The organism is Shewanella sp. 492, from assembly GCF_059338445.1.
This window is the reverse complement of the sequence record NZ_CM181702.1, coordinates 3,624,086-3,649,877: the sequence shown is the minus strand read 5'-3', so window position 1 is coordinate 3,649,877 and position 25,792 is coordinate 3,624,086. Positions and strand designations below refer to the sequence as shown.

At 41.8% G+C, this 25,792-nt stretch carries 15 protein-coding genes; 14 read left to right on the top strand and 1 reads right to left on the bottom strand.

Translation table 11 applies throughout. From position 1 onward, the window contains the following. Nucleotides 1–300 precede the first annotated feature (300 nt). Nucleotides 301–1,197, bottom strand: a complete 897-nt coding sequence (locus tag AC5YBX_RS16030) for a hypothetical protein (RefSeq protein WP_494524039.1) — start codon at nucleotides 1,195–1,197, stop codon at nucleotides 301–303. 189 nt (nucleotides 1,198–1,386) lie between these two features. Between AC5YBX_RS16030 and hsdR the strand changes: the two genes are divergently transcribed. From hsdR to AC5YBX_RS15960, 14 genes are all read left to right on the top strand, one after another. After that, nucleotides 1,387–4,932 carry a type I restriction-modification system endonuclease gene (hsdR, locus tag AC5YBX_RS16025; protein WP_494524838.1) on the top strand — a complete coding sequence of 1,182 codons (3,546 nt, stop codon included), beginning with the start codon at nucleotides 1,387–1,389 and terminating at the stop codon, nucleotides 4,930–4,932. Between the two features lie 232 nt (nucleotides 4,933–5,164). Then, nucleotides 5,165–6,295 (top strand): protein adenylyltransferase Fic, encoded by a 1,131-nt coding sequence (fic, locus tag AC5YBX_RS16020; protein WP_494524038.1) that lies wholly within the window; start codon nucleotides 5,165–5,167, stop codon nucleotides 6,293–6,295. A 77-nt stretch (nucleotides 6,296–6,372) separates the two neighbouring features. After that, a complete protein-coding gene (locus AC5YBX_RS16015) occupies nucleotides 6,373–7,995 on the top strand; it encodes a class I SAM-dependent DNA methyltransferase (protein WP_494524037.1) in 1,623 nt (540 codons plus the stop codon). Next, on the top strand, nucleotides 7,992–9,359 hold the full coding sequence (locus AC5YBX_RS16010; protein ID WP_494524036.1) for a restriction endonuclease subunit S: 1,368 nt from the start codon (nucleotides 7,992–7,994) through the stop codon (nucleotides 9,357–9,359). The genes AC5YBX_RS16015 and AC5YBX_RS16010 overlap by 4 nt, the downstream gene beginning before the upstream one ends. Further along, nucleotides 9,356–9,760 (top strand): hypothetical protein, encoded by a 405-nt coding sequence (locus tag AC5YBX_RS16005; protein ID WP_494524035.1) that lies wholly within the window; start codon nucleotides 9,356–9,358, stop codon nucleotides 9,758–9,760. The genes AC5YBX_RS16010 and AC5YBX_RS16005 overlap by 4 nt, the downstream gene beginning before the upstream one ends. Before the next feature lie 721 nt (nucleotides 9,761–10,481). Next, entirely contained in the window at nucleotides 10,482–11,408 is a 927-nt protein-coding gene (locus AC5YBX_RS16000) for an ATP-binding protein (RefSeq protein WP_119978570.1), read from the top strand. A 26-nt stretch (nucleotides 11,409–11,434) separates the two neighbouring features. Continuing rightward, complete coding sequence (locus tag AC5YBX_RS15995) at nucleotides 11,435–12,766, top strand: hypothetical protein (RefSeq protein ID WP_494524034.1); 1,332 nt, start codon at nucleotides 11,435–11,437, stop codon at nucleotides 12,764–12,766. Then, entirely contained in the window at nucleotides 12,763–14,778 is a 2,016-nt protein-coding gene (locus AC5YBX_RS15990; protein ID WP_494524033.1) for a hypothetical protein, read from the top strand. The genes AC5YBX_RS15995 and AC5YBX_RS15990 overlap by 4 nt, the downstream gene beginning before the upstream one ends. A gap of 23 nt (nucleotides 14,779–14,801) precedes the next feature. Next, nucleotides 14,802–15,437, top strand: coding sequence for an OmpA/MotB family protein (locus tag AC5YBX_RS15985; protein ID WP_119978573.1), 636 nt, complete (start codon nucleotides 14,802–14,804; stop codon nucleotides 15,435–15,437). A 347-nt stretch (nucleotides 15,438–15,784) separates the two neighbouring features. Further along, on the top strand, nucleotides 15,785–17,497 hold the full coding sequence (gene zorA / locus AC5YBX_RS15980) for an anti-phage ZorAB system protein ZorA (protein ID WP_162924189.1): 1,713 nt from the start codon (nucleotides 15,785–15,787) through the stop codon (nucleotides 17,495–17,497). 8 nt (nucleotides 17,498–17,505) lie between these two features. Beyond that, complete coding sequence (locus AC5YBX_RS15975; protein ID WP_119978575.1) at nucleotides 17,506–18,327, top strand: OmpA/MotB family protein; 822 nt, start codon at nucleotides 17,506–17,508, stop codon at nucleotides 18,325–18,327. Between the two features lie 3 nt (nucleotides 18,328–18,330). After that, a complete protein-coding gene (locus AC5YBX_RS15970; RefSeq protein WP_119978576.1) occupies nucleotides 18,331–19,746 on the top strand; it encodes an EH signature domain-containing protein in 1,416 nt (471 codons plus the stop codon). 2 nt (nucleotides 19,747–19,748) lie between these two features. Continuing rightward, nucleotides 19,749–22,595 (top strand): DEAD/DEAH box helicase, encoded by a 2,847-nt coding sequence (locus AC5YBX_RS15965; protein ID WP_494524032.1) that lies wholly within the window; start codon nucleotides 19,749–19,751, stop codon nucleotides 22,593–22,595. A gap of 144 nt (nucleotides 22,596–22,739) precedes the next feature. Beyond that, nucleotides 22,740–25,742: a UvrD-helicase domain-containing protein gene (locus tag AC5YBX_RS15960; RefSeq protein WP_494524031.1), complete on the top strand. Its 3,003-nt coding sequence runs from the start codon at nucleotides 22,740–22,742 to the stop codon at nucleotides 25,740–25,742. Nucleotides 25,743–25,792 lie beyond the last annotated feature (50 nt).

Below are 25,792 nucleotides of genomic sequence, written 5' to 3'. Positions count from 1 at the left end.
CTTCTATCATGTGAGGACGTACATTTTGGCTTTACAGCATCTCAAAACGAAAAAAGCCTCATATTGAGGCTTTTTGCTAAGAGCGAGGTATTTATTCTACGTTTTGGATCTGAATGTTGAACTTGAAATTTAAATCTTTAAAATTCAGTATCTTGTGTTTTTATTGGTGTGGTTAACTCTATTTTAGTCACCAATTTAGTCACCACATCTACTTTGTTAAGCAGCTTTGCCGAAGTCAGCTTCTACTACTCATTTTTTGTCTTGAAAGAGCAAGTGTTGCGGTTTGGACTAAGTGATAAATTAATACAAGATACCATATTGGCTGGATGCGCAGGAATGGCAGGTATCGTCATCGAACATATTGCCAATATTAGTCATTTCCTTGCAGTATATGCATTTTATTCTGTAGGAGTCACTTTCATGAATAGCTTTAGCGGCTGACTTTACTTGACGAGGTGTGGAGTTTAGGCTCATTTTTTGTTGTGTCACCCACTCAAGATGGGAGCTATATGGACCATGCCATCCAACGATAGCCGTTGAAATGGTGATTCCATCCTCCAGTATGTCTATGCGCATATCCTGGTTATATGCCTGATTAGTTACTTTTGCAGATGATACGTCGAAATGTTGCTTAGCCATATTGTTGCAAGCGTTATCGTCACAAGTGACCGGCTGGCCTTTGGATTTAAAATCGGCGTCAATTAATTGATTACATGTGCTACAGATAAAAAAGGCATTTGATTGGTCAATTGCTCTAGCTAATGCTTTCAGGCTGTGTATTAGGCGGTGCGGATTTACATTAATTTTTTGATGGATAAGCTTATCAAAGTTGCCACTGTTGCTGTTAACGTGGGCGATAACAGTAAAATCTTTATCAATATTAACAGTGTAAAGTGGTCTCACTTGCTTGTGTATTTTCCTTATTGATTGATATTGATTGAGCTCTTCAGTTGTTAAAAACCGCTTTTCATCAGTATTTAAATCAATAAGTGGTGTATTGGCGCATAGGTCAATCGGGTCAAGGGTCTTAAAAGGAGAATCAAACCTTGTGGCAGGTGAACCATATATGAAATGCGTTAATACGCCGTAAGGTGTGATTAAATCAATAAAACGATTAATCCACTCCGCATTCCCAGTAAAGTGAATGGCATCTTGCTCTAAAAGTGATTCAATCGTTGGAATGGAGTCGAGATCCATGTCGTGTTCCCTATGACAAACTAAAGCTGTTGATTAAGAAAGTATTGTAGCTAAATTGCCTCAACGCTGTAACTAGGAGTTTGCGATTCGTCCGCTTAATGAGCGGGCTACAAATTCTGAACTTAAATCGTGATTATCAATTTTTAAAAAGCTATGATTAGATTAGAAAAATACCGCTGCGAGGGAATGATGGCATTGAATACACTGGGTCAAAATTTAGAAAACAAATCTACAAACTTTAGTTTTCTGTCATCATACGATCCCATCTTTTTAGATTTAGCCTATAGCGCAGAGCGTGCCTTTACCTCAGACCCCAACACCACCTTAATTAAGCTGCGTCAGTTAGGTGAAGCAATGGCGCAAGATATCGCCGCTAGGTGTGGTATCGAGTTTGACGATAAAACGACGCAAGCGGATCTGCTTTATAAAATTCACCGAGAGTTAAACCTAGAACCTGTCGTTCGTCAGCTATTTCATTCTTTAAGAATTGAAGGCAATAAAGCGACTCATCAGTTTAGAACCCAGCATAAAGAAGCATTAGAAGGGCTAAAGCTGGCTCGAAGCTTAGCTATTTGGTTTCATCATGCCTTTGGCGAACTCAAGTCTCCCTTTAAAGCAGGCCCATTTGTCTCTCCTGAAGATCCAAGTAAGCAGCTACAAGATTTACAAACACAGATCGAGCAGCTGCGCAGCGAACTTAATGATAACCACCAGCAGCTAGCAGATAGCCAGCAGTTAACTGAGTTAATCGCGCGGGAAAAAGAAGAATATGTGGTGCTTGCTGAACAAATGGATGCTGAGGCCCGAGCTTTATCTCAGCAAGCGGCTGAACATGAGCAAGCACTCGCCGAGCAAAAGCAGCAATTCGAATCACGTATCAAAGCACTACAAACTGAATTAGCACAACTTGCTGAAGCTGATAGCCAAGCTGCGACAAAAAATAAGAAGCAAATTAGCAAGCAAGCGAACAAAGCAGGCAGTCATATTGAGCTCAGTGAAGAGCTAACGCGGGTACTTATCGATCAACAGTTAAGAGATGCAGGATGGATTGCTGACTCTGAAAGATTAGATTTTCGCAAAGGCACTCGGCCTAAAAATGGCAAAAATATCGCCATTGCAGAATGGCCTACCCAGCATAAGGGCCTACAAGGCCGAGCTGATTATCTACTATTCTGTGGCTTAACCCCTGTGGCAGTCGTCGAGGCTAAAAAAGAGAACACCAACGTCGCGGGTAAGATAACTCAAGCGGAACGTTACTCTAAAGGATACAAACTTACTTCCCCTCAACAAGGCGCATGGGAATTAGAAGGTCGCACGGTAGCATGGGCTGATGAGGAAGATGGTCATTACCATATCCCCTTTATTTATTCATCTAATGGCCGAGAGTTTAATAAGCAACTGGCAGAGTTATCAGGCACTTGGTTTCGAGATGTCCGTAAACCCAGCAATGCAAAGAAGGCGCTACAGCAGTTTCATTCGCCTGATGGCTTACTCGATAAATTAAAACGTAGTCGTGAAGATGCAGAGAAGTTACTGCAGCAAGAGGGCTTTGATTACCTTGGCCTACGCGATTACCAACAAAAAGCCATTGCTGCTGTTGAGTCAGAATTAGCGCAAGATAAAACCCAATGTCTGCTGGCTATGGCAACGGGCACAGGTAAAACCCGTACCATTATCGGTTTAATGTACCGATTTTTAAAAGCCGAACGTTTTAGACGTATTTTATTTCTCGTTGATAGAACCGCATTGGGCGAGCAGGCTTGTGATTCATTTGATGAAGCGAAGCTTGAACAAAATAAAGTGCTGTCGTCGATCTACAATATTGCCGAATTAGGCGATATGGCCAGTGAAGCCGAAACCCGTATTCAAGTCGCTACCGTGCAAGCCATGGTAAAGCGCATTTTTATGTCTGACACACCGCCGCCACTTGATGAATTTGACTGTATTATTGTTGACGAAGCCCACCGTGGTTATGCGCTTGACCAGCAAATGACAGAAGGTGAATTGGCAACACGAGACGCTAGCCAATACCTGTCTAGTTACCGTCGTGTGCTCGATTATTTCGATGCAGTGCGTATTGGCTTAACCGCAACTCCGGCTAAGCATACCAGCGAGATCTTTGGTAAGCCCGTATACACCTATAGCTACCGTGAAGCGGTGGCAGATGATTGGCTAATCGACCATGAACCACCCATTCGATATGAAACCTTATTAAACAAAAATGGCATCAAGTTCGAAAAAGGGGAAACCATCAGTGCTATTAATACGCAAACAGGTGAAATCGAGACTGCCGATTTAGAAGATGAGTTAAAGTTCGAAGTTGAATCATTTAATAAGCGGGTGATAACCGAGTCATTTAATGAGGTTATTTGCCAAGAGTTAACTAAAGAATTAGATCCATTAGGCGATGAAAAAACCTTAATTTTCTGCGCCACAGACGTTCATGCTGACATGGTGAAGCGTCTGTTAGATACAGCATTCATTGGTATATATGGTGATGACTACAATCAAGCTGCAGTGGCTAAAATAACAGGTCAAAGTGACAAAGTAAGCCAGCTTATTCGCCAGTATAAAAATGAGCGATATCCTAATATCGCCATTACCGTTGACCTATTATCAACGGGTATCGATGTCCCTAAGATTTGTCATTTGGTGTTTTTGCGCCGTGTTAAATCGCGCATCCTGTATGAACAAATGATGGGCCGTGCGACCCGTCGTTGTGATGACATTGGTAAAACTGCATTTAAGATTTATGACCCTGTAGATATTTATAGTGCGCTCGAAGCCGTCAACACCATGAAGCCGATCGTCAAAGACCCTAGCATCACCCTTGAACAGCTGGTGGAAGAATTAAGCGATGATAACCAGTTAACACAAGCATTAGATGCTCCAGGTGAACAGGCTGGCACTAGCCACGCCGATGATGTACTTAATCAGCTTGGCCAAAAAGTCATGCGAGTCATGCGTACAGCAGTTAAAAAGGCGGAGAATAAGCCAGAGTTAAAAGCCAAACTCGATCAACTTGAGGGTCTATGGGGCGTTGCGCCTGATAAGCTCCACCAGCATTTACATCAAATTGGCCCTAAAGCGGCTGCGCAGTTTTTTAAGCAGCATCAAGGCCTGCTTAATCAGTTAGCCGAAGTTCGTTATCTTGTTGGTAGCGATAAGATGCCGATTATCTATGAAGGCCGCGATGAATTCATAAGTCGTCAGCAAAACTATGGCGTACATGAAAAACCGGCTGACTATCTTGAAAGCTTTAACCATTTTATTAAGCAGAATATTAACCAATCGGCAGCCTTGTCCGTGGTGGTTAATCGCCCTAAAGACCTAACCCGAGAACAACTTAAAGAAGTTAAACTTTTACTTGATGCAGCAGGTTATAGTGAGGCCCATCTGCAAAGCGCATGGCGTAAAAATACCAACCAAGATATTGCAGCCAGTATTATCGGTTATATTCGTCAGGCAGCGCTTGATGAAGCCCTCATCCCCTTTGAGCAACGAGTCACCAAAGCGATGCAACGTATATACAGCGAGCATGAGTGGAACCCTAACCAACGTAAGTGGCTTCAGCGCTTAGCAAAACAATTAGTGCATGAAGCTGTGATTGATAAGGCATTTGTCAACCAACGTTTTGCCGATCAAGGTGGTGCTAAACGCTTTAACAATGTACTTGATGATCAGCTCGATACCATTATCGACGAGCTGAACAAATACCTTTGGCAGGTCGGTTAGCGCTTAATTTTCAGGGCATATTTTTAGGGGGTAGCCACTGAGATATGTATAGATATTCGTATTTTCTATACATGTTACCAGTAATGTTGATGCAATCGACATAACAACTCAAAACACGTAACACATGTCGATAAAGTAAGCTTTTATAAACATGTTTGCTTTACATGTCGATTGAATCGACATAAGCTCACTGCACTATTTGTTTATGTCGAAAAAAGAAGGTTTTTTAAACATGGAATGGCAAGCTGACCAAGCATATAACCATTTGCCGCCCTTACCCCTAGATAGCAAGCTAGGGGAAATGGCTGAAACCTTACCCATTCTTAAAGCTTGTATTCCTGCCCGTGCCGCGCTTGCTGAATTAAAGCAAGCGGGTGAGCTATTGCCTAACCAAGGCTTGCTGATCAACTTATTACCATTACTGGAAGCCCAAGGCAGTAGCGAGATTGAAAACATTGTCACCACTACCGACAAGCTATTTCAGTACGCCCAAGAAGACAGCCAAGCCGACCCGATGACCAAAGAGGCGCTTCGCTATCGCACCGCCCTTTACCAAGGCTTTACCGAGCTCACTAGCAGGCCATTGTGTGTCACCACCGCATTAGAGATTTGCAGTACCATTAAATCGGTGCAAATGGATGTGCGTAAAGTGCCAGGTACTAGCTTAACCAATCAGGCCACAGGTCAAGTTATCTATACCCCACCAGCTGGCGAAGGTGTCATTCGTGACTTGCTAAGCAACTGGGAAGCCTTTCTACATAATTCAGATGATGTAGATCCACTGATTAAGATGGCCATTGCCCACTATCAGTTTGAAGCGATTCACCCTTTTATCGATGGTAATGGCCGTACAGGGCGTGTGCTGAATATTCTTTACCTGATTGACCAACAACTGCTGAGCGCACCTATCTTGTATTTAAGCCGTTATATCGTCGCTAACAAGCAAGATTACTATCGCTTGCTACTTAACGTGACCACCAAGCAAGAATGGCAACCTTGGATTATCTTCATGCTTAATGCTGTCGAGCAAACGGCTAAATGGACCACCCATAAAATCGCCGCTGCCCGTGAACTAATCGAACACACCACTGAATATGTGCGTCAGCAGTTACCTAAAATTTATAGCCATGAGCTAGTACAAGTGATTTTTGAGCAGCCTTATTGTCGCATTCAAAACTTAGTCGAAAATGGCTTAGCTAAACGTCAAACCGCCTCAGTTTACTTAAAACAGCTGTGTGATATTGGCGTATTGCAAGAAGTACAATCAGGTAAAGAAAAGCTATTCGTTCACCCTAAATTTGTTACCTTAATGACCCAAGACAGCAATCAATTCAGTCGCTATGTCGGTGTGAGCAATCAATAGCCCTGAATCGATAAACAATCCAAATATAAAGCTAATGCAGCAACCATTAGCCGAATTTAATTAATTGAGAACATCAAATGAGCACTTCAAATAATAGCGATATCGTCCAAAAACTGTGGAATCTGTGTGACGTATTGCGTGACGACGGCATTAACTATTCTGACTACGTCACCGAGCTCGTCTTATTGCTGTTTATTAAAATGGTGCACGAGAACACCGAGGCAGGCTTACTCAATAAACATACCCTGCCAACAGGTTGCCGCTGGACAGATTTAAGTGACAAAGACGGCCTAAACCTGCTTGATGACTATAAGCGTATGCTACTGACCCTATCGACAGGTAAAGACAGCGAGGGTAACACCCTACACGCTGACCCATTAATTTTAGCCATTTATGCCGATGCCCAAACCCGCTTGCGTGAGCCACGTCATTTAAAGCAATTAATTAAGTCATTAGACTCAATTGACTGGTTTAGCGCCCAAAAAGATGGCCTAGGCGATTTGTACGAAGGTTTGTTAGAAAAGAACGCCAACGAGACCAAATCAGGCGCAGGCCAATACTTTACCCCGCGTGCATTAATTGACTCAATGGTGCGGGTGATTAACCCGCAAGCAGGTGAAGTCATTCAAGATCCCGCCGCAGGTACCGCAGGCTTTTTAATTGCCGCCGATACTTACATTAAAGCGCAAACCGATGACCACTTTGACCTCGATGCCAAGCAAGTGGCATTTCAAAAGAACAACGCCTTTGTCGGTGTTGAGCTAGTACCATCAACCCGCCGCTTAGCCCTGATGAACTGCCTACTGCATGGCATGGAAGGCGACGATGAAGGCGTAGTGCATCTAGGTAATTCCTTAGGCCAAGTGGGTGCAGCATTACCTAAAGCCGATATTATCTTAGCTAACCCACCGTTTGGTACCAGTAAAGGTGGTGATGCCTCTATTACTCGTGACGATTTAACCTATCCCACCAGCAACAAGCAGCTAGCCTTCTTGCAGCACATCTACCGTAACTTAAAGGCGGGTGGCCGCGCCGCTGTGGTATTGCCAGATAACGTGTTATTTGAAGCGGGCGTCGGTACTGATGTGCGTCGCGACTTAATGCACAAGTGTAACCTGCACACTATCTTGCGTTTGCCGACAGGCATCTTCTACGCCGCAGGCGTGAAGACTAACGTGCTGTTCTTCACTAAAGGTTCTGAGGGCGACAAGCTACAAGAAGAAAACTGCACCACTAATACCTGGGTGTACGACCTACGTACCAACATGCCTAACTTTGGTAAACGCACCCCGTTTGGTCAGCAACACTTAAGCCCATTTGAAGAATGCTATTTTGGCAAGAATAAGAAGGCGACCGCCATGGATGGCGGAAGTGTCGAAAATGCAGGAGCAATTTTCGACCGAATGGAAGGCGACTATAGCTTCAATGCCGAAGAGGTGGAAGTTGAAACCGCTGAAGTTAATAAGGGCATAGACCCACGCTTAGCACACAGCCGATGGCGCGTATTTAGCCGTGATTACATTCGTGACACCAAAGGCGACTCACTGGATATCTCATGGCTTAAAGACGCCAACAGCGTCGATGCTGCTGATTTAGGCACACCAGAAGAGCTAGCAGGCGAAGCCATGACAGAGCTTAAAGGCGCATTGGCGGATCTTGAGGCTTTGGTGGCGTCATTAGCTGGTGGGGTGAAAGGATGAGCCAAGTGATTCCTGAAGGTTGGCTAGAGCAACCTATTGGCAATATAGCAAATGTGGTTGCTGGTGGGACCCCTAAAGCTGGGAACCCAAATAACTTTGCAATGCCAGGTAGCGGGATTGCTTGGCTTACACCTGCAGATCTAAGCAAATACAACAGTAAATCTATTTCTCATGGTGCTAGGGATTTAAGTCAAGAAGGTTACGATTCAAGTTCAGCGAAATTAATGCCTAAAGGAGCGTTGCTATTTAGTAGCCGTGCTCCAATAGGCTATGTTGTTATTGCTGAAAATCCAATCTGTACCAATCAAGGTTTTAAGAACTTTGTATTTACCGAGCAAGTCGATTCTACTTATGCGTTCTATTACCTAAAAAGTATACGTGATTTAGCTGAGAGCCTAGGTTCTGGCACAACATTTAAAGAGCTTTCTGGTGCTACAGCTAAGACGATACCATTTAGTTTAGCCCCGCTAGCCGAACAAAAAGTCATAGCCGACAAGCTTGATGAACTGCTGGCACAGGTGGAAAGCACCAAAGCCCGCCTCGATGCCATCCCCGCCATCTTAAAATCATTCCGCCAATCCGTCCTCGCCGCCGCCGTCAGTGGCAAGCTAATACCTTCAGAGGGCTCTAGGGTGGCAACCGTTGGTAAAGTTGCACAAGATATCCGGTATGGTACGTCTAAAAAGTGTGATTATAACGGTGGGGCAACACCAGTTATACGAATTCCAAATATAGGAAACCGTAAGTTAGATATTTCTGATTTAAAGTCGGCTAATTTTACTGATAATGAATTAGATAAATTAGCACTACAAGAAGGTGATTTACTTGTTATCCGATCAAATGGGAGCGTTGAACTTGTTGCTAAGCCAGCTTTAGTAGAAAAACAGTATGCAGGTTTTCTTTTTGCAGGTTACCTAATCCGTATTCGTTGTGACAAAGAACTGGTGCTACCGAGTTTTCTTTTGAATGTTCTATGCTCTCGAGTTGTAAGAGATGTTGTAGAAATTGGTGCTCGTTCAACAAGTGGGGTGAACAATATTAACTCAAAAGAGCTAGCCTCTTTAGAGTTTGTGCTACCTAAGTTAAGCGAACAAACCGAGATCGTCCGCCGTGTCGAAGAGCTGTTCGCCTTCGCCGATAAAGTCGAAGCGCAGGTCAATGCAGCGCAAACACGAGTTAACAACCTCACCCAATCGATACTCGCTAAAGCCTTCAGAGGCGAACTCACCGCCGACTGGCGTGCCGCTAACCCTGAACTCATTAGCGGCGAAAACAGCGCACAGGCCTTGCTTGAGCGTATAAAAGCTGAAAGAGAAAAGCTCAAGCCAGCTAAGAAAACGCGAGCTAAAAAGGCTAAGGTATGATGAGTGCTATCTATTGTTTGAATTTAGCTGGTGGTGCAGAACAAACCGAAATTGCAAACTACTTCCCTGTAGTTTGCCCTTCGGGCCAACCTACGGTCGTCCAAAATCGTTCCCGACGATTTTGTGTCCGCCGTGTCGAAGAGCTGTTCGCTTTCGCCGATAAAGTCGAAGCGCAGGTCAATGCAGCGCAAACACGAGTTAACAACCTCACCCAGTCGATACTCGCTAAAGCCTTCAGAGGTGAACTCACCGCCGACTGGCGCGCCGCTAACCCTGAACTCATTAGCGGCGAAAACAGCGCACAGGCCTTGCTTGAGCGCATTAAAGCCGAACGGGAAGCGCTTGCATTAGCAGCCAAAGCCGCTAAGAAAAAGCCCAGAGCGAAAAAGGCAAAAGCATAATGGGTGTAATTTATAGTGTGAGTTTAGCTGGTGGCGCAGAACAAACCACTCTTTCACATAATCAGGCTCGTATCATCCGGCCGCCAAGGAAGGCGGGAGTAGAGAATAGGCAAGGAGCATTCGTGTTGAAGAACTATTCGCCTTCGCAGGTTAAAGTTGAAGCGCAGGTCAATATTGCACAAATAGTGGTTAACAAGCTCACCCACAAAATGTCAGGAGCATTTTGCTCCGCTTTAGCGCCTGTATAGGGAGAAAATCGATATTCGCTAAAGCTTTCAGAAGTGAACTTACCTTGCGAGGTGTGATTTATTACATTGTTTCATATAAATCAATAGATTAATATTGCCTGTGATTTTGGTATTAGTAAAAGTGTTGAATACCGTTACTAATGCTGACAGACAGTTGGCCAGTAAGCATCGTGTGTTTAAGCAGTAGATACTAGCGCTTTAATTATGTATTGGATAAAAAGCGTGAGCAGTACTAACCATTCACAAGTCAAACTAAAACGTTTGGTCAGCACAAAAATAATAAGGAACGTTATGAATATATTAGGGATAGCCTTTTCTGGTGATTTGTACTCTCCAATCACTTACAAACGTCAATCTGTTTTACATTCGAATCCTGTATAAGTCATTACCAATCAGATGTTTATTATTCATCGGGAATAGTTGGAAAGACTATATCATCGGTCATCCGAAGAGCATTAGGGAACAATTAGTTAATGGACGAGCAACCAAGAAAAAGTGGCGATACCTCATCTAGTTACGAATTACGTACTCCACGGATTCGTTTAGAGGAGGATGTCGTTCTTGCACCAGAGACGCGCAGAATGTTTGAAGAGGCTATTGGTGCTATGCGTCATCATAAAACAATCTATACAGATTGGGGTTTTGAAGCGGTTGACCCTATGGGCCGTAATATGATCCTCAATTTATATGGTCCACCGGGAACAGGTAAAACTCTTGCTGCCGAAGCCCTCGCAGGAACTTTAGAGCGCCAGTATTTTCACATCGGTATATCTGAACTTGAAAGTAAATATGTTGGAGAGACGGCCAAAAATATAGCTGCAACATTTAAAACGGCAGCGTTGGAAGGTGCGGTCATTTTTTTTGATGAAGCAGATACATTACTTGGGGCTCGACTCTCTTCGGTTACTCAAGGCATCGATAATGAAATTAATGCTATGCGGTCAACATTATTAATGGAATTAGAGCGCTTTGATGGCATCGTAATTTTTGCAACCAATTTTGCTAAAAATTACGATAGCGCTTTTGTCAGCAGGATTCGCTATCACATTGAGTTTAAACTCCCTGATATAGAAGGACGTAAACAATTGTGGCAGCGAATGCTGGTTCCTGGCGTCCCGTTAGACGAAGAGCGCGATATGATAATTGAACGTTGTGCTGTTGCATCTGATGGTTTATCAGGTCGTGAAATAAGAACTGTTTTACGTACAGCTTTTCCTCGTGCATTAGTCGAATGTGATAAAGACCCAAGGGTTAAGTGGCATCACTTTGAAACAGCAATAGAAGATGTTTGTTCTGCAAATAGGAATGTGGGTAAAAGTAGAAAAGATGTAATAACAAAAGCAGCCAATAATGTGACTAATACCGAGGTTAGTCGGCGGTTACTCGGAATTATGGAATAAGCGTTTAATTTTAAAGGGGAAATAAAATGGGTTGGTTCAGTAATGCTTGTAGTTCAGTGGGTAACTTTGTTAGCTCTGCAGTTAGCACAGTAAAAAGTGCAGCTAGTTCTGCATATGAAACAGTTAAAAGTGTTGCAAGCAAAGCAATCGGTTGGATGGCAGAGAAAGCAGACGTTTTTGTGGGTAGCGTAAAAAAAGCCTGGAAGGCCGTTAAACCTTATGTTGAACAAATACGTGGAGTACTACGTTCAGCCGCACAATCAGTGTCGCATCATTGGTTAAAAACGGCATTACTGTCGTTAGAAAAAGGCTTGGGGGCATTAACCGCATTTGAAAAATCCCCAATTGCAAAGAAAATAGATGCTGCAATTAAATGGTCAATTAAACTTGCTCAACGATGGCACAAGGCCCAAACGGTTGATGCAGATAAAAATGAACGGAGCGAATCAACTAACCAACAAAATGATGTACTCAACGCTGAAGAATTGAAAGAAGCTAAAACACATCAACAAGAGTTTCGTTTTGCAGAGGACGAGGTGATACCCGAGGAACAAAGACACAACCTTGAATTAGCTTCTGCAATCAATGACTTTGAAATTGCAAAAGCGGAATTATCGTTAGCAATCGATGCCGAACCCACAGATTTCGAACATTATTTACGCCTACGTGCAACACAAAAATTGCTGACTATTGCGGATAAAAAGCTTCGTACATCAATGACTGTTGATGATCTGAACTCTGATGATTTATTTTTAATTAGAATAGCTTCAGATCTCATCAAGGCTAATCCAGAGTTAAATAAAAATGCTGCAGAGCGCTTAGACCGTGTATTGACAAGGCAGCATGGTAAAAAACTTGCTCCTTTTGTTTTTGAAGAGCTCATTGTGTCTTGGGCGAAAAATGCAGAGGTTCTTGAGGAAGAGTGGAATATTGCTAACAGAGCTTATGCGAAAGACAAAATGCTATTACAGCGTTTGACTCTGGCATGTAAAATTCAAGATGAACTTTCTAGTGAAGAGGCAAGTGAGTTAGCGCTACTAGAGATAAATGTACCTAAAAATAAGTTATCACTTGATAAATTATCTGAAGAACAATTAGATATTGAACGTTATGTTGGAGCTGCAGAGGGGTTCCTACAATTACTCGAGAAAACAGAAGAGCAGATTGAATTAGAAGATCGTAGTTATTTACTTGAGGACGGTCATAAAATAGGTGTATTGCTGATAGATTGTGCCGAGCATAGTAAGTCATTCAATGAGTTAACTCCTGATGAGCAATCGCTTTTAAACGACTATGCCAATATATTCAAACAAGAATCAAAAGTGCGCATGGATACTATTCTTAAGGTTGCTGTATGAATTTAGATGCAATATTAGACTTTTTAATACCGGATATTAGTGACCCACTGCAAGCGTTTTTTTTGTCCATCATTCTTTTTATGATGCTTTGTACCATTGTGAGTGCCCACCTAATCGCTAAACCTAAATCTTGGGAGAAAAAGTGGCATAGAGGTACACCGAATGATACGACTGATGATTTAGATATTGAGCATGGTAGCGTGACGGATCTGTGGCATGCCGTTGCTACAGCTCCTGAAAAACTGGTCGAACTCATGCCAGGGTTACTATTAATCATTGGTTTACTCGGTACATTTCTAGGACTGGGCATGGCACTTAATCATGCTTCTAATATTCTTAGTCAGCCTAATGCGCTAGATGCGAGTAGTGCTGCAGATAGTATGCAGCATCTGCTTGGACTTCTTAATGGTCTCGGCACTAAATTTAAAACATCAACATGGGGAATAAGTGGTTTTATTCTGCTTAAAATTTGGAGTGAATTTGCTCGTTTCGATGAGAAACGTCTTACTTGGGTCATTGATAAAGTTAAAAATGAGATAGAGCATCGCAAGAGTATTCAACTTGCCATGGAAGATGAAAAGCAAGCCGCATTGTTTTCTCAAATAAGTAGTGTCTCTGTAAATATGGCTAGCGCTTTTTCCAACAAGTTAGATCAATTGCTTGAGCAAAATAAACAAAATAACAGTCAAAATAGCCAACTATTGAGTGATAATTTTGATTCATTAGAGCAATGTATTAACCAAGCTCATTTATCAACACAGAATGAATCAAAGAATAATAGCTTACAGTTGCAAGAGGTATTGAAAAATACTAATGACCAGACGCGCACATGCATAGAAACTGGTATTTTAACTCTAGTGAACAAATCGACTGAAGTGCAAAAGCATACAAGCGAAACACTTAGAGCTGGCCTTAACGATATAAAAAATAGACTGACTCAGGTTCATCAACAAACTCAAAAATCTATAAATAATAGTATCAATGGTCTACAAGAAACAATTGAGTCTGTACGCATTGAAACGCAAGCGACTAAAGAAGCAATGCAGTCTTTTACTGATAATAGCCAATCAGTTATTGAAAACATGGCTGGTGCCGCTCAAAGGATGGCTCAAGGAGCAGATAAAGTAGGACTTGCTGCAAGTGACTTAGTGAATGCTATTGATTCATTCAATAGTCAATTTACTGAAGTGCTCGATAATGTCCGTAGTGATCTGTCTTCTGCTATTAAGGATATGAGCAGTGAAGCGTCGTTAACTCTTGAGCGCGGTAGTACACAATTGGGCAAAGCTACACTTGAAATATCAACTGCACTTGGTGTGTTATCAACAGATGTAAAAGAAACAATGGGAGATGTGAAAACATCGATTGATGAAGCGCTTCATATCCAGAAAAAAGCCGCTGTTGAATTTACGCTATCAAGTAACGTGCTTAATGAAAGCATTGCAATGTCGACAGAGATTGTAAGTAAACTTGGTAAGCCTATTGAAGCAGGGTTAAGTGCTATTTCAACCTCTGGGCAACAAATGCGGAGTATAGGCGAGTCACTTAAAAGAAATGAAACTGCTTTAGAGCAGGTCATCGGCAACTTGGCTAATTTACCGGCAGCATTAGAACCATTGCAGTTACTGAGTAGTCATCAAAGTCATTTACTCTCTAGTCTGAAACCTTTGGATACATTATTGGTGCAACAACATGAGTTTATTAATGAGGTTAAATTATTAAGGCAAGATGCTGCAGAGCATAGTGCGAGTGTAAAAGCTAACCAGTTAATCTTAAGTGATACGCTGGATATGTCTGTTCAACGGGCAGATCAGATCGTTAGTTATGTTTCCGAGTTATCATCCTTATTAGCATATTTGAAAGAATACCCAGATTCACAGCAACAGCTTCTGTCCATATTGAGCCCAATTTCTGAAATACCGATAAATCAACAGTTATTACTAGGTGCGCTGGAAGATCTAAAGCTTGATCTTTTTACGAAAGATCCTGGAATTAATTCAGAAGTTGCATGATTAACCTAACATGATGAGCTGACATGAAAGAAAAACCAAGTGAATGGATTGCCATTTCTGATCTGATGGCAGGGGTTATGGCGGTAGTCATGCTACTGCTGGTCGTTGCAGTGTTACAAAAGAGTGTGAGTGATCTTCGTTATCAAGAAGAATTAGCTAAGGCACTTGAACAAAAAGACGATCCAGTACTTAAGGTGACCAAGCTATTAGGTGAAATGTTGAAAAACACAGATACTTCAAATTTAATTGCTTTGGATAAATATACCAACAGACTGACACTACGAGATGGTGTGTTTGAAAGAGGGAGTGCATGTTTAAACCCTGAAGCAGCTGCTGCAGTACATGCTATCCAAAGTGAATTAGTGAGATTCTTAATCGATAATCCTAAGGCTATGATTTTAGTTGAAGGTTATACGGATAATATCCCTGTAAGTAGACCTGTGACGGACTATAAACGGTTCTGTACTGTGTATGATGATAATTTTACGCTATCAGCAGCTAGAGCAAGAGAGGCCAGACGTGAACTTATTGGAACATTAGATGTTGATACTTCAAAGCGAATTATCGTCGCTGGGTATGGAGAGTCTAAACCCCTCTCAGGAATGGAACCTTCAGATCCAAGAAATCGTCGAGTAGAAGTTCAACTGCTTATTCAATAAGTAAGTGATGGCTTAAGCCTTTTAATAATAAAGATTATTTTAAATAAAGTGCTGTATTTTTATCTGTACTGTTTTAATGAACTTTGATGTATTAACTGTTTCAAGGCTAAGGGCTGTATGACCTGAAATTAGACAAGCAATGATGGACTATCACCAGTACAGAACGAAATTTGTCCATAATAGTTGGTGAAGTTCTACCAAACAATGTAATGAGGTTACCAACTCTATGTTTGAGTTGGTAACCACTGGGATCATTTGCTAAAGCATCGAGTCATGTTGGTGACTAATAACCATAAATAATGTAATAGTACTATCCAGCTCCACGGAAGGATTAAACGAGTGAAAAAATGAATAATACTCTAAATATGTTTGCCTTACTGTTTACATCAGGAATTGGTATTTCCATTCAAATATTGATCATCATTGCCCTTGCTGCAACTAATTGGCATCAGTTTAGGCAAAAATGTCGTGTCCTGACAAAGCAGCTGCAACCTGCTATTGATCATTTAAGCCGTATAGAAAATGCTGACGCAATGCCTGCCGAGTTTTATGAGCTTGAAGAGACTATTACAGAGTCTCCAGTGATGAGAAATCCTTGGCGTGAATTCAATGAAGTCTTACTTTTACCTGGAGAACACCACCTTACAGAAAGAGATGTCATAGTTAATACTCGTAGACCGCAGCAATTTTTTTCAGACCAGACAATTATTCGCCCACATCTCGATGTCCGTTACTTCAATTCAGTACCAAATAAATTAACAGGTTTAGGTATTTTAGGTACCTTTTTAGGACTGGTCGCGGGTATTTACTTAGCCTCGTCAGGCATTGGTTCCAACGATATAGATGAAGCCAAGGAAGCACTCTCGCATCTATTAGATGGCGCTTCGCTAGCCTTTTTAACTTCAATTGCTGGTTTGATCACCTCAATGATTTTCTCTTGGCGTGAGAAAAAAAATAGCCATAAGCTGAAGGGCTTGTTAAACCAGTGGAATGATTTATTGGAAGAGCGGTTAGAGTTTGTAAGTAGTGAGCGTATAAATACTGAGATATTAAAAGAGTCTCGTAGCCAGACTCAAGCTCTAAACAGTTTTTCGACTGATTTAGCCGTTAGTTTGGGGCAAGTACTTAACGAGCAAGTATCGCAACCTTTAAACGAAACGCTTGGTAATATTCAATTAGCATTAGAACAACTCAATCAAAACCAATCTAAAGCTGCCGATGAGACCATTGAACGTCTGATTTCTGAATTTAGCCAAAGTATTTCTGGTGCAGCAGGTAAAGAGATGGAAGCGTTTGCGACTACCATGCAGTCGTTATCTGGTGATCTACGTGAGCAAATGAAGGCGATGAATGAGAACCATGAAAATATGCAGCGGAGTACCAAAGATACGATTGGAGATTTAAGCAAAGCATTCACTGAAGGTTCCAATCAGATGCGAGAGGAAATTAGCTCTGGAGTAGCAAGCATGGTAAATGGCGTCACGCAATCAGTAGGTGAAATGACAACCATGTTAAAAGAAGCCACACAAGAGTCTGCAGCTAATATGAGGAAAATAGCAACAGAGTTCGATTCTTCTATAGCCAAACTTCGTGATAGTACAAACGATATCGCTGACATTACATCAAATAATAAGGCCTTGGCCGAAGAAATTCGCCTTGTTGTTGTATCTCTTTCTGATGTCCACCAGCGTATTGCCTCTGTCGTACAGCCGATAGCTGATCTTGCTGAGGATTTAAATGGTAGTAGTGAGTCACTGAATACCGGGATAAATACTCTTTCAGATTCAGCTAAAGCTAATCAACAAGCAGTTACCCAAATAAAAGAGATGCAAGATGAATTACGAAGCTACTGGGAAAGTTATCATAATCGATTTGTGGACGTTGATGAGTCATTAGGGAAAACTCTTGAAAGCCTTAATCAGGGTTATGCAACCTTCGCAGAGTCGACAACAAGTTACTTAACGGGGTTAGATAGTAATGCTGCACAAATAGTGGAGAAGTTATCTGGTGCAGTAAGAGAACTTGCAGATGTTGTCGAAGAATGGCCTGCTACGGCATAGGGTGACTTATGAGTATTGATAATGAACTAGAGCTTGATGAAGGCTCAGGTTACCTTGTATCTGTGAGTGACTTAATGTCCGGATTGGTATTCATATTTATCATCACGTTGGTGGCATTTATTCTTAATTTCCAAGATGCAGCACAAAGAACTGCTCGTGTTCAGGAAAAGATGGAAACTGAAATTGAACGGCTTAATACTGTTAAAAAGCGCATGGAAAGTAATGATTATATCCGTGCTAAATTGCTTCAAGAATTGCAACGAAGATTAGAAGAAGAACATGGCATTATCGTTAATGTAGACGAGGCTCATGGTGTACTTCGGTTAACGGAAAATGCTATCACTTTTGCATCAGGATCCGCACAGTTAAACGACGATAATTTGATAAAATTAAAAGCCATCCGTAATGTTTTAGAAGATGTTTTACCTTGTTTTGCAATAAATCTAGCGGCATCACTTTCTTCCTGTGAAGGTGAAAAAAAAGATCACGCTTATTTAGAGGCTATCTTCATTGAGGGACACACTGATAATACTCGTTATAGAGGTGATGATACGGGCAAACTCAACTGGCAGCTATCCGTTAATAGAGCAATTAAAACTTATATGGAATTAGTTAGTGCTTCCGAACTATTGAAGTCAATGGATAATGATAACAATGAAGCTATTTTTAGTGTGTCTGGTTATGGTGAAGAGCGTCCTATATCGGGGCATCGTCATCATGTGCCTACTGATGATCAAGCAAACCGCCGCATAGATTTAAGGTTCATAATGACACCGCCAGAGTTTACTGATGCAGAGAAGGAGCTATTAATTAAAGGTTTTAAGGGATAAATTATGTCGCTTAAGGCCAAGCTTAACCAACTCCCGATTGTTTTTAATCTCAAACGCCTAGAGCTAGAACATAGTCGACTCCATATAGCCACACAAAGAGCCTTAATTACCCTTGGGGAATTTGATGCTGTAGAGCCATCTGAATTTGAACTACAAAGTGAATATCGGAAGGCTATAGCCGCTATCACTGAACCTTCACTGTGGCCAAAACTAAGTAAGCGTAGCTTACGCACATTTGCGTGGATGTTGTTCTCTTCTCCAGTTAAAGGTAGCGAAAGCTTGATGGATATTGGTGGGTTCTGGCAGCCTTATTCGCAAGAGCTAGCAAGGAGGCAATACAAACGTGGTTGGTTGACTATTTACTATGTCTTAATGCTAACTTATCCATATCAAAACAAAGGATTTGAAGCCGTACGTCAATCGTTAACCTACGCATTACGCTATGCAGTCGATCATAAATCAATGACAATATGGGCACGATGCGAGGATTTTGACCTACTCGAGCAAAATGGGCACAGAGTTTTACTTAATTACCTAGATGATGGCGAATCACTTGATGAACTGTATGAGCGAGCAGGGCTGACAGGGGCTCTTGCGACAGGGAGACTAGCTCAGCTTACTTACTTAGAGTTTTTAAACAAAACCCAGCCATTATTAGCCTCACGTGAGTGGCAAAAGCAAACTATCGGTCAAATACTCCGAGAATCTATTACTCAGCAAAGGACGCTGAAATATCCTTCTTATCGTTCGCATTTAATAGAAGCGTTATTACTTCCTTTTCAAAACCAAAAACCACTTAAAGAAGTTAAGGAAACCATCAAAGGTTTTGTGCTTAGCTTTTTCAAGGACCCGAGAGTTAACAATGCATTGTGGGTTAACGTGAATATTGAAGCAAAGAAGATATTTTTGTCTTGGATGGTGGAAAGTACATTAGAAGACTTTTTTTCTTTACTTGACTATGTTTCTCATGGAGATGATACCGCCGATAGGCACTGGCGATACAGAAAGGCATTCTGGAAGGCGTATCTAGATATAGAGGCAATCGATGAGGCTTGGTTAGTATTGGGACCGCATGCTAAATCAATGTCGAACCACTTTTTAAAAGGTGAAACTAGCTATGGTTATTTTGTTCGAGGTTCTGGTGTTAATCATAGGCATTCAGCTTTGATATTAAGAATTGGTAATTTAATCATTACAGAGTGGAGTCACTCGGGAAAATATAGATATTGGCTAGATACGAGTCAGTTCGCGCCTCGATTCTACCTAACTGAATACAACAGAAAGATGTTAGTAAACTTACCGTATCATGAAGACAGTCATTATAACTCAGAAAATGGTACATGGCAGAGACAGTTAAGTGACTCCATTGCAAATCACACAAATATAAAGATTAAATATAACAATTACATGCGGGTATAATTATGGGTATGGCAAATTTAAGTTGGCAACTTATTGAGGGTAAATTACGTTTCCATCTAGAGTCTGATGGTACCGTGATACCAACCAAAAAGTGGGGGAATTTTGTTTGCCATACATCTCATGGTTTAGGCTCAGTTGCTCCTCTACTTAGTTGGCTTGAACAAGATAGTGCCGAGGATAAAAATAGCTATATAGATGTTGCTGAGGAAGTAGTTGCTCAATGTGACGCCACCGAAGTATTGCAGCTTGGGTTACCTGCAGTTGTTCCGTTTAAGATAAAAATATCGGGTAGTGGTCCAATACATATACCTACGTTTAAATTGACTTCAATATGGTTAGATACGCGCTCTCGACCTATGATGGGCTTGAAACGAGATGGCATAATGTTGCATCAGGGGGCTAAGCGTTACCTGATAAATGAACCTTTATTTTCTTTAATCAAGCATATAGAAGATTTCCAACAGAGTAATTTTGAAGATATTGACAATAAGATGTTGGCTTGGGGATTACTGCAGCAGTTTTTACCTTCAGATGCTGTCGTGGATGGTCAACTCAGCACCATAACAGTATCTTCTGCTAATAGGTTTACTTTAGATATTGACTCAAAAGGTCAAGTGCACCCTGTACTGGTTACGCCTGTCACTGATTTTGATGGTGATATTACCGATTACAGCCCACTACTTCCTAGACAATATGAAAAAAATTTTTCTAAGCAGTTTTCTGGTAAGAAAAATTGTGTTCCTCATTATGCTCTAGGGCAAGGACAATATGTCATATTGTCCCCAAGTATGGTCGAGGCGATGAACGTAGTAAGAGATGTTCAGAAGGGAACTATACAAGATAAACTTGCTTTTATTGCCAATCCAGCAGGAAAAATAACTCAAGCACTCGAGCTACAATATAGTGAAGAGGAGGTTGAGCAGTTCTTTGTCGAAACTCCAGAGTTTTTAAGCCTTCGAATACAACAATTGGGAGTTTGGGAGCCAAAGCTCTGTGCTTATAGGCTGGAAAATTCGACTAGCTGGGTACCTGATGATGAAATTTTGACTCTTATTCTTGGTGAGCAGGTGGTTGAAATTACTCCTGAGGACGCTGTTGGCTTAAGCGAACAAATAGAAGACGCAATCGCGAAAGGTAATTCTACCGTTCAGCACGGTAATCAAGAGCTCCCTGCAACCCCTGAAACTTTAGCTGCAGTTCAAAGAGTGGCTCAAGCAGTCTCCGGTGATTTGGATAAAGATAATAGCCTTGAAGGAGAAGGTAGAACCAACGATACATTGGTTCCTATAACTACGGATAATATTGAAGAACTTGAGTATCAGATTTGCAAAACGCCAAGAGCAAGTTTAAATGGTGAGTTTCCCGAACTACTTCAAACAGTATCTTTATATCCACATCAAAAAGTGGGTCTGTCATGGCTACAAGAGCATTGGAAGCAAGGTAGTAATGGGGTTCTTCTAGCAGATGACATGGGGTTAGGTAAAACATTGCAAAGTCTAGCTTTTATGGCTTGGATAAAAGAAGCAATGAATGAAAATGTTTACCCCAATAAGCCTATGTTAATAGTTGCTCCTTCAGGCTTGTTAAAGAATTGGAAAGATGAAGAGGCTGTGCATTTAAACAAGCCTGGTCTAGGCCGTGTTTTCGAGGCATATGGCCCCGGAATGAAGTCACTTAGTGGCATGTCTGCATTAGACCGTAAACGTGCTTTTGAAGATGCGGACTGGGTATTGACTACCTATGAAACGTTAAGAGATAAGATATTATATTTCCTGCCTATCCAATGGGCATGCGTCACTTTTGATGAAGTTCAGAAAATTAAAAATCCTGTATCGAGAATGACTGAAATGGCTAAATCGTTGTCATGCGACTTTTCAGTAGCCGTCACTGGCACACCAGTAGAAAATGAGTTGAAAGATCTGTGGAGTATTATTGATGCAGTAGAGCCTGGTTATTTAGGGGCGCTATCAGAGTTCCATGATAATTATGTTAAGACAGATGATCCGATTGCTGCTGCAGAAGCTTTAAAATCTAGATTAGTTGATGAAGTATCTCCTTCTATTTTGATGCGGCGCATGAAAGAGGAGCATTTACAAGGGCTGCCTAAGAAGTTTACTAAGCACTACAAAAGAGAGATGACACCTCAGCAGGCACAAGATTACTCGGTTGTCGTCAGTAATGCGCAAGTTAATACCGAAAAAGGGCGAGTGCTAGAAGTGATTCAACAACTCCGTAAAGTGAGTTTGTTTGCTGTTGAAGTTGGAGCAGAGGGATTAACTAACTGCCATATTGAAAGCTCCGCTAGGCTCAAAGAAACTATAGATATTTTAGATACTATTCATGCAGCAGGAGAGCGAGTTCTCATATTCATTGAATCATTGAAACTTCAGGCTTTATTGGTACCTTATCTTCAGCAGCGCTACCAAATGCAGCATCCACCTGCTCGAATAAATGGCTCTATAAATGGAGCAAAACGAAAACAGTTAGTTGATGTTTTCCAGCTTACCCCGGAAGGCGAGTTTAATGTCATGTTGTTATCACCTAAAGCGGGGGGGGTAGGGCTTACATTGACTCAAGCTAACCATGTAATTCATTTATCTCGCTGGTGGAACCCAGCTGTTGAGGATCAGTGCTCTGATCGTATCTATAGAATCGGACAACAAAAAACGGTACATATTCACTACCCGATGGCAGTACATCCAAAATATGGCGAAGCATCTTTTGATATAAGGTTGAATGAGCTGCTAGAGCGAAAGAGAGAGCTAAGTCGAAACCTGCTTTTACCAGCAGCAATTACAGCTGCAGAGATTGAGCGATTGCTAGGTGATGCAGTAGGAGATAAAACATAATGGCAAGTAGACCCGTATTTTAAACAATGATCAATTGATATTTAAAAAGTTAAATAGATAGTCCAAAGTAACTGGTAGCTGCTATATAATTCAGCCTTAAAGAGACTGAATTATTAAAGTTATCGATTAACAGGGTAATCCTCATTGTCATCAAAGCAGTCTGATAAAAATATTAAACACAGTTGGTTTGGCTATCTTTATTTGGGCAAGCTAAAGGCGGTAGAGCTGACCGAGAAAGGCATTAGGTTCCACCGTGAACAAGGCCTGTTTTTAGCCAAGTATCGCTCAGTTACAGTGCCACCAGCTGAAATGATGTTTACATGGCAGCAACTGGATACCCCACCCACTTTTAACTTTAGTCCCCTAGGTTATCTGCTTGGCTTTACGGTATCTGGTAAAGCTTATCAGCTTCCCTATTTAACCTATTTAGCTGACTACCGCTTTGGTAATGAAGTGACGCAGCGTTGGGCTAATGCAAATGGACAGCGAATCTGTGAGCTGGTGGCTCGAGTTGAGCGCACCATTACTACGGAGTACCTGCGCCAATCACGCTTAGAGATGATACAGGCCAGAGTTAAGCGTGAGTATAAACGCTGGTTTCCCTGGTGCGAGAATGCACCACTGGTCAAGGATATAAAAACAGCGCTAACCAAGTTAAAGCAGATGCATAGCTGGAGCCAAGGCGATATAGAAAGGCTACGTGAAAACTATGTTCAAGCACAGCTGATCAAGTTTGCCGATTTCTTTGAGCATGTTGAGTCTAATCCTCTGACCGATAAGCAGCGACGAGCCTGCGTGATTGATGATAACAATAACTTGTTATTAGCGGGTGCAGGTACAGGAAAGACCAGCGTTATGGTGGGTCGCGCTGGCTACTTGATCAAAAGTGGTCAGGCACAAGTTGATGATATTTTGCTGCTCGCCTATGGCAGAAAAGCTGCTGATGAGATGGACGAACGCATTAAAGAGAAGCTTGGTTCCGACGATATCAAAGCTAGCACCTTCCATAGCTTAGGTTTAAGGATTATTGCTAAGGTTGAAGGCAAGGCACCTAGCTTGTCTCCTTGGGCTGAGGATGAAAAAGCTAAAGATAAATGGGTACAAGATACCCTTGAAACCTTCATTAAGGATGAGGCCTATCGTAAACAGCTGTTTGAGTACTTCAGCCAATACTATTATGTTGAAAAAAGCCCTTTTGATTTTGAATCAGAGGGTGAGTATTTCCAGTACTTAACTGATAACGATATTCGCACCTTAAAAGGGGAGCGAGTAAAGAGTTTCGGCGAGCTATACATCGCTAATTGGCTATTCAGTAATGGTATTGAATACCAGTATGAAGCTAAGTATGAGCATGATGTAAGTAGTGTTGATTTCCGCCAGTATCAACCCGACTTCTACCTACCTGACTACGGTGTGTATATTGAGTATTACGGCATTGATGAAGATGATCGTACAGCCCCTTATATCGATAACCAGCAATATCTGGAGTCGATGGAGTGGAAGCGCCAATTGCATAGAGAGCACGAAACAGTTTGCCTTGAGCTTTTCTACCACCAGCATAAAAAAGGTCTGCTTACAAAGCAGCTAGAAGACCAGATTAAAACGCTAGAGATCAAAGAGTCTCCGCTACCCGATGAGGCCATATTAGCGACACTGAATGAACTGGGTCGCGTTACTGAGTTAGCCAAGTTATTTAGTAAGCTTATTGGCTTGTATAAATCAGCTTGTCTCGATAGTCACGGACTAGAAATGGTGTTTAGCCATGCCGCAGATGCGAAGCAGACCCGTAAGGCATTTGAGTTATTGGAGCCCATATTAAGTCGTTACCAACAGCAATTGTCAGCCTCTGGCGATATCGATTTTGAAGACATGATAGGCAAAGCGTTAGGCTATATCCAACAAGGGCAATTTCTTAGTCCATGGCGCTATATCATGGTGGATGAATTTCAAGATATCTCAGAGCCTAGGGCTCGGCTAGTCAAAGCGTTAAGGGACTCTTGCTTACCTGGGAGCAAACCCAAAGCATCATTGTTTTGCGTGGGTGATGATTGGCAGGCAATTTATCGTTTTAGCGGGGCTGATGTTAGTTTAACCACTCAGTTTACTGAATATTTCGGTCCGACAGCTAAAACGTATTTAGACGAAACATTCCGATTTAACAATAGCATTGGTGACGTCGCCACACAGTTTGTGACCAAGAACCCTGTACAGCTTAAAAAAGACATTCGCTCCAATTCAGAGGTTGATTACCCTGCGGTGTCATTGATACGACGAGGCGCACAAGAGCCTGCCAATCAAGATGAACCAAGCCCCAATGCACTTGAACAGGCTTTGAATGCGATTAACAAGCGTGTTGAAAAGGTTGAGGATGAACTTAGCACTAAGTCAAAAGCCCAGCCTGTAGTGTATCTGCTGGCGCGCTTCTGGTTTCAACTACCCGATAAAGTTGAACTAAAGCAGTTAAACAGGCAATACCCAAAGCTGACTATCGAATGCCAGTCTTTTCATGCATCAAAAGGTAAAGAGGCTGATTACGTGGTGATCATGGGGATGCAAAAGGGAAAACATGGTTTCCCGTCGATGAAAGTCACTCCCCCAATACTTGATGCGTTTTTACCTAAGACTGAGGCATTTGAATTTGCAGAAGAGCGTCGCTTATTTTACGTGGCATTAACTCGGGCAAAACATCGAGCATACGTGCTTGCTGATATGACTGACGTGAGTCCATTTGTGATCGAATTGCTTAAAGAAAACTATGCCATCGAGCAAGATGAATTCAACACATCTTTGGTGCAACAAATTTTTGAAGACATAAGCTGTGTGCGCTGTACTACAGGTACGCTGAAGCCCAGAGTTGGCAACTTCAAATCGTTCTTTTCATGCTCCCATTTCCCTTTGTGTGATCATAAAGAGGAGGGGTGTGAGCTTTGCGGTGGCCCAATGACACGTAAACGCTTTACCGGCTTAAAGGTCTGCTTGAATGATGGTTGCGGTCATATAGCACCACTTTGCAGCGCTTGTGGTAGTGATATGAAACTAAAAAAAGGCCCTTATAGTGAATTCTGGGGGTGCTGTAATTATCGAGGCAAAAACAAGCCTAGCTGTAGTAATACTGTCGATAAAGCTAAGCTGTCTTTACCAAACTGAAGCAAATGCTTACCCGCTGGCAATCATTTGAATATACTTTTTTAAAGTTA

Bases quoted from the DNA above. Each gene is read 5' to 3' on its own strand.
- AC5YBX_RS15975 (WP_119978575.1), top strand. From the start codon at position 17,506: ATGAGTATTGATAATGAACTAGAGCTTGATGAAGGCTCAGGTTACCTT.
- fic (WP_494524038.1), top strand. From the start codon at position 5,165: ATGGAATGGCAAGCTGACCAAGCATATAACCATTTGCCGCCCTTACCC.
- AC5YBX_RS16015 (WP_494524037.1), top strand. From the start codon at position 6,373: ATGAGCACTTCAAATAATAGCGATATCGTCCAAAAACTGTGGAATCTG.
- zorA (WP_162924189.1), top strand. From the start codon at position 15,785: ATGAATAATACTCTAAATATGTTTGCCTTACTGTTTACATCAGGAATT.
- AC5YBX_RS16010 (WP_494524036.1), top strand. From the start codon at position 7,992: ATGAGCCAAGTGATTCCTGAAGGTTGGCTAGAGCAACCTATTGGCAAT.
- AC5YBX_RS16030 (WP_494524039.1), bottom strand. From the start codon at position 1,197: ATGGATCTCGACTCCATTCCAACGATTGAATCACTTTTAGAGCAAGAT.
- AC5YBX_RS15965 (WP_494524032.1), top strand. From the start codon at position 19,749: ATGGGTATGGCAAATTTAAGTTGGCAACTTATTGAGGGTAAATTACGT.
- AC5YBX_RS16005 (WP_494524035.1), top strand. From the start codon at position 9,356: ATGATGAGTGCTATCTATTGTTTGAATTTAGCTGGTGGTGCAGAACAA.
- AC5YBX_RS15990 (WP_494524033.1), top strand. From the start codon at position 12,763: ATGAATTTAGATGCAATATTAGACTTTTTAATACCGGATATTAGTGAC.
- hsdR (WP_494524838.1), top strand. From the start codon at position 1,387: ATGGCATTGAATACACTGGGTCAAAATTTAGAAAACAAATCTACAAAC.
- AC5YBX_RS15995 (WP_494524034.1), top strand. From the start codon at position 11,435: ATGGGTTGGTTCAGTAATGCTTGTAGTTCAGTGGGTAACTTTGTTAGC.
- AC5YBX_RS15970 (WP_119978576.1), top strand. From the start codon at position 18,331: ATGTCGCTTAAGGCCAAGCTTAACCAACTCCCGATTGTTTTTAATCTC.
- AC5YBX_RS16000 (WP_119978570.1), top strand. From the start codon at position 10,482: ATGGACGAGCAACCAAGAAAAAGTGGCGATACCTCATCTAGTTACGAA.
- AC5YBX_RS15985 (WP_119978573.1), top strand. From the start codon at position 14,802: ATGAAAGAAAAACCAAGTGAATGGATTGCCATTTCTGATCTGATGGCA.